This window comes from Streptomyces sp. SID9727 (assembly GCF_010550605.1).
Taxonomy (GTDB): Bacteria; Actinomycetota; Actinomycetes; order Streptomycetales; family Streptomycetaceae; genus Streptomyces.
Genome location: NZ_JAAGNI010000337.1, coordinates 1 through 5,482 on the forward strand (window position 1 = coordinate 1; position 5,482 = coordinate 5,482).

General features: G+C 73.6%; 4 protein-coding genes and 1 pseudogene. All 5 read right to left on the minus strand.

Going from position 1 to position 5,482, the window contains the following annotated elements:
• On the minus strand, nt 1–1,275 hold a 1,275-nt coding region (locus tag G3I41_RS22955), incomplete at its 3' end, for an NAD(P)/FAD-dependent oxidoreductase (RefSeq protein ID WP_203601522.1).
• A gap of 38 nt (nt 1,276–1,313) precedes the next feature.
• On the minus strand, nt 1,314–1,943 hold the full coding sequence (locus G3I41_RS22960) for a DUF4126 domain-containing protein (RefSeq protein WP_164402286.1): 630 nt from the start codon (nt 1,941–1,943) through the stop codon (nt 1,314–1,316).
• 350 nt (nt 1,944–2,293) lie between these two features.
• The gene (locus tag G3I41_RS22965; protein ID WP_143622539.1) at nt 2,294–2,905 is read right to left on the minus strand and encodes a TetR/AcrR family transcriptional regulator; all 612 of its coding nucleotides are present in this window, start codon (nt 2,903–2,905) and stop codon (nt 2,294–2,296) included.
• Nucleotides 2,906–2,934: 29 nt separating this feature from the next.
• Entirely contained in the window at nt 2,935–5,022 is a 2,088-nt protein-coding gene (locus G3I41_RS22970; RefSeq protein WP_164402287.1) for a YhgE/Pip domain-containing protein, read from the minus strand.
• Nucleotides 4,994–5,482: pseudogene (locus tag G3I41_RS22975) on the minus strand (ABC transporter ATP-binding protein); the annotation flags it as partial. The gene G3I41_RS22970 and the pseudogene G3I41_RS22975, both read right to left, overlap by 29 nt.

A 5,482-nucleotide genomic window follows, 5' to 3' on the forward strand; every position in this document is an offset into this window, starting at 1 on the left:
CACCCGCGTCCGCAGCATCCGCTCCCGCAGGCCCGGCACCGCCGCGCCCGCCGCCCCGGTCACCGTCTCCGCGAACCGGGCCCGGACCGCCTCGTCCGTCCAGTCCACCCGCCCCTGCGGGGCCACCGTCGCCACCAGCGTCACCGCCTCGTGCTCCGCGTCGGGGCGGGTCGAGGGGTCGTCGGGGCGCAGCACGGTCACCGTGGGGTGCGCGGCGATCCGCCCCCCGAACACCGCCTCGCGCTCGGCCGCCCCGTCCGCCGGGTGCACCACGGTCCGGTGCGCGGTGTCCGCGGGCCGGCCACCGCGCAGCGACAGCATCACCACGAACCGGCCGCTCGCCCCCGCACCGTCCGCACGCACCGTCACCTCCCCGTCCTTCCATAGCTCCTGACCCGGCACCAGGCCGGGCCACGGCCGGGCGCCGAGCACCACGTGGGCGGCCTCCGCGACCGTCCCGTCCGCCAGCTCCACCCCCGCCGCGCGGCCGTCCTTCTCCACGACCCGGGCCACCTCGGCGCCGAAGACGAACTCCACCTTCCGGGCCAGGCACCGCTCGTACACCGCCCGGGCCAGCTCCCGCATGCCGCCGCTCACGTACCAGGCGCCGAACGTCTCCTCCATGTACGGCAGGAGGGCCGCGCTCGCCGGGGCGCGCGAGGGGTCCAGGCCGTACGCGAGGGCGTATCCGTCGAGGAGGGCCGCCAGCCGGGGGTCGGCCAGCTCCCAGGCGCCGATCTCCGCCACCGTCCCGGCCCGCCGCGCCGGGCGCAGCAGCCGCCGGTGCTCCTCGGCCGGATACGGGTCACGGCCCAGCACCTGCCAGTCGGGGCGCAACGGCTCCTCCAGGAGCGGCCGCCGCGAGCGGTCCCAGGCGTCCCTGGCCCGGTCGAGGAACGCCCCCCACCTCGCACCCGCCCCGCCGCCGAGCGCGCTGTCCAGCGCGGCGACGGTTCCGGCGCGTGAGGCGTTCGGCAGGGACACGGAGGTGCCGTCCGTGAAGAGGTGCCGGCTCGCCGGGTCCACCTGGGTCAGCGTGACGCACCGCTCCAGCGGCTCCTTGCCGGTCTTCACGAACAGGTCGCGGTAGACGGCGGGGAGAGGGAGCAGCCCGGGCCCCGTGTCGAACGTGAAGCCCTCGTCGGCGTACCGCCCGAGCGAGCCGCCGTAGGTCTGCGACCGCTCGTACACCGTCACCCGGTGGCCTGCCACGGCCAGCCGGGCCGCCGCCGCCATCGCGCCCATCCCGGCGCCGATCACCGCAATTCGTGCCATGCAGGCGACCTTAACGGCCGCCGCCGACCGTCCCGCCGTCAGCCCCAGGGAGGGTTGGGCGAGGGGAGGACGGGCTGCTGCCCCCGGCGCTTCTCCGCACGGCGCTCCGCCCTGCGGCGCCAGAACCGGCGGATGCGGGAGGCCAGGAAGATCACGATCGCGAGGCCCACGAGGAGGAGCGTCCCGGCCAGGGTGGCGGCGATCCACGGATGGAATATCGCGAAGGTGACGACCCCCGCGACGCCCAGGTCCTCGACGGCGCTCAGCGCGATGTTGCTGAACGGCTCGGGCGAGGTGTTGACCGCCATCCGCGTCCCGGCCTTCACCAGATGGCTCACCAGGGCGGTCGAACCCCCGATGGCACCGGCCGCGATCTCCGGGAGCGAGCCGCTCTCGCCCGCCAGCAGCGCCGCGACCACCGCGCCGGCCACCGGCCTGACGACCGTGTGCACCGCGTCCCACGCGGTGTCCACGTACGGGACCTTGTCGGCCACCGCCTCGAAGAGGAAGAGGACCGCGACGACGACGAGCACGTCGGTGCGCTGGAGCGAGGCGGGCACCTCGTCGCTGACACCGGTCGCGCCGAATATGCCGAGCAGGAGGACCACCGCGTACGCGTTGATCCCGCTCGCCCAGCCGCTTGTGAACACCAGAGGGAGTACCGACACGCACGCGATCGTAGCCAGCGGGTAGGACGTTCCGGCAGGGCGCGTGGAACCCGGCCCTGAGTACCCGTACTCAGAGCACGGGATGAGTAGCCGCACGGATGGGCCGTGACCTGCCGGAACGGCAGAGTGGGTGTCCACGGAAGGGGCGCCGCCCCGCCACCGCCGGCACGGGGCGGCGGTGGCGGGGAGGCACCTCCCTTCCGAACGGGGGTGCGCGACGGAGGACTTCGGGACCACGCGGTCACGGGGGACGGTCCTCCGGCAGCACGGAAGGCGCCGGTCGGGCGGGCCCGGGGGACGGGCCGCGCCCGACCGGCGCCTTCCATGCGTACGCGTGCGGGCGCGTGCCCTCAGTGTCCGCTGACGCGGCCGCGCAGCAGCAGGGACAGCGCCGAGTGCACGTCGTCGATCGAGCGCTCCGGCTGGAACGCCTGCCAGTCCAGCGCCGCCACCAGCACCATCCCGACCAGTGCCGCCGCCGTCAGCGGCACGTCGATCTCCTCGCTCAGCTCGCCGCGCGTCACGCCTTCCGCGATGACGCCCTCCACCACGGCGACCGCCTCGCGGCGCACCACCAGCAGCGTGGACTGCCAGGCGCGGTTGGTGCGCCAGAGCTCGGCCACGTACAGCTGGGTGAAGGCCGGGTAGCGGTCGATGAAGACCAGACCGGCCCGGATCATCGCGTCCAGCGCCTCGACCCGGCTGCCGCCGCGGGCACCGGTCTCCTCGGCCGCCGCGCGCAGCGAGGAGGTGAGCAGCCCGACGCCGTGGCGCAGCAGCTCTTCGAAGAGCTCCGTCTTGCTCTTGAAGTTGTAGTAGACCGTGCCCTTGGCGACCCCGGCCCGGTCGGCGATCTCGTCCACCGTGGTCGCCGAGAAGCCCTTCTCGGCGATGAGGGTGACGGCGGCTTCGTAGAGCTTCTGCCGGGTGGCCTGGCGGCGCGCGCTGCTACTGCTTTCCATGGGCCTGATTCTCACAGGTCCCGGCACGGTCACAGGCTCAGCTCCGGATGCAGTCGCTCCAGCGTCCACATCTGCTTGCGGCGGGCCGACAGGGCGGTCAGCGCGAGCGCCCCGGCGGTGAAGGCGGCGAGCACCGCGCAGCCCTGCCAGACCGGCCCGAGCCCGCCGCCCGTGATGAGCCGGCGCAGCCCCTCCACGACGTAGCTCATCGGCAGGTACGGGTGGATCGCGTTGAAGAAGCCCGGACTGGTCTGTACGGGGTAGGTGCCGCCGGCCGAGGTCAGCTGGAGCATCAGCAGCGCGAGGACGAGGATGCGCCCGGCCGCGCCGAAGCAGGCGTTCAGCCACTGCACGATCGCCGCGAAGCAGCAGGTGACCAGCGCGAGGAAGCCGAGCGTTCCGGCGGTGTGCGCCATGTCCAGGCCGGGGCCCCAGTGCAGGACGGACATCAGCGCGGCCGTCTGGAGCAGTCCGATCCCGGCCACCGGGAGCCAGCCCGCGAGGGCGATCCGCCAGGCCGGTGCCCCGGCGGCCAGCGCGCGCCCGCTGAGCGGCCGGATCAGCATGTACGCCACCATCGCGCCGACCCAGAGCGAGAGCGGGATGAAGTAGGGCGCGAAGCCCGTGCCGTAGTTCGGGGCGGAGTGCAGCGACTGCGATGCCAGCCGTACGGGGTCGGCCATGACCTCCGTACGGGCGTCGCGGTCCTTCTTCCCGTAGTCGGGGATCCTGTCGACGCCGTCGCCGAGCCCTTGGGCGAGCGTGGCGGATCCGTCCTTGAGGCGGACCAGCCCCTTGTCGAGGTTCGTGGCGCCCTTCTTGAGCTTGCCGACGCCCGTGTTCAGGTCGGCCGAGCCGGTCTTCGCCGTGCCGAGCCCGGTGTGCAGCCGGTCCGCGCCGGTGGCGACCTTGTGCGCGCCGGTGTTCAGCGCGTTGACCTTCTTGACCGCGGCTTCCAGATCCTTGTCCAGGTGCGGGGAGCGCGCGGCGAGGTCCTTCGCCTGCTTCTCCAGGGTCGTCAGCTGGGCGCGCAGCTTCTTGAGGTCGCCGTTCTGGTTCTTGACCAGCACGTTCACGTCGTCGGCCACGGCGGCGACGTCGTCCGCCGCTGTCACGGCCCGCTTGAGCGGCGGGCAGACGGCGGGGTCGGATACCGGCTGCTCCTCGCAGCGGGTGCGGTGGACCGCGGTCAGGTCGTCGGCGGCGGTGTGCGCGGCGGCCGCCGCGGTGGGGGCCGCCTTCACCAGCAGGTCCAGGTTGTCCCGTACGGTCTTCGACGAGTCGGCGACCAGCCGGGCGGTGTCGCCGATGGCCCTGCCGTTGTCCTTCAGGAACGGGCGCACGTCCGCGGCGACCCCGTTGACCTTGTCGGCGAGGAGCTGGGTGCCGTCGGCGACCTGGCGCGAACCGGTCTCCAGGTCGCCCGCGCCCTTGTCCAGCTTCACGAGGCCGCCGGCCAGCTTCGTGCTGCCGTTCTTCGCGTCCTTCAGCCCGTCCGCGAGATCCTTCGAGCCCTTCTTCGCCTTGCCGATCCCGTCCCTGAGGTCGGCCGCCCCCTTGGCCGCCTCGGCCGTCCGGTCGTGCAGATCGGAGAAGCTGATGAAGATCCGGTCCAGGAACCCGCGCGAGGCGTTGGCGGACGCGGCCGTGCGGACTTCGGAGAACACGGTCCGGGATATCTGCCCGACGATGTAGTTGTTCGCGTCGTTGGTACGCACCTGGAGCGCACCGGTCTCCGGGGAGTCGCCCGCGCTGGAGGCGATGCGCGCGCTGAAGTCGGCGGGCATGCGCAGCGAGAGGTAGTAGGTGCCGTCCTCGACGCCCCGGTCCGCCTCCTCGGCGCTCACCTCGTGCCAGTCGAAGACCTTGGAGGTGAGCAGCTTGTCCGTGATCTCGTCACCGGCCGCGATGTGCTTGCCGTCGGCGGTCGCCCCCTTGTCGTCGTTGACCAGGGCGACCGGGATGCGGTCGAGCCGGCCGTACGGGTCCCAGAAGGACCACAGGTAGAGGGCCCCGTAGAGCAGGGGGAGCAGCAGGAGCGCGGCGAGGGCCGCGCGCGGCAGCCGCCCCCTGCCGAAGCGCCTCAGCTCAAGAGCGGCCAGTCTCGGCGAACGCATCGGCCGGTTCCTCCTCGTGGGTGGTGGCTTCGGTGGTGTCCGGGGCGGTGCCCGTGCGTACGGTGACGGCGTCCTCGGGGGCCTCGCTGCAGACGGCCAGGACGGTGGTGCCGTCGGCGGCCACGGAGCGCAGCAGCCGCCACACCTCGGCCCGCTCGGCGTCGGACAGCTTCAGGTCGGCGTCGTCCACCGCGAGCAGCCGGGGCCGGCCCATCAGCGCGAGGGCCACGGACAGCCGCAGCGCCTCGGTCCGCTCCAGATCCCGTACGGCGGTGCGCTCCGCCTTGGGCAGCGTGGCGGGGTCCAGTCCGGCGGCGTCCAGGGCGGCGGCGATCCGGGCGCGCGCGGCGGCGGTCCGCTCACGGGGCCGGCGCAGCAGGGCGCGCGGGGAGCCGTCGTAACGGCGCAGGAGCAGGGCCCGCTCGCGCAGGTGCTCGGCGACCGTGAACGCCGGGTCCAG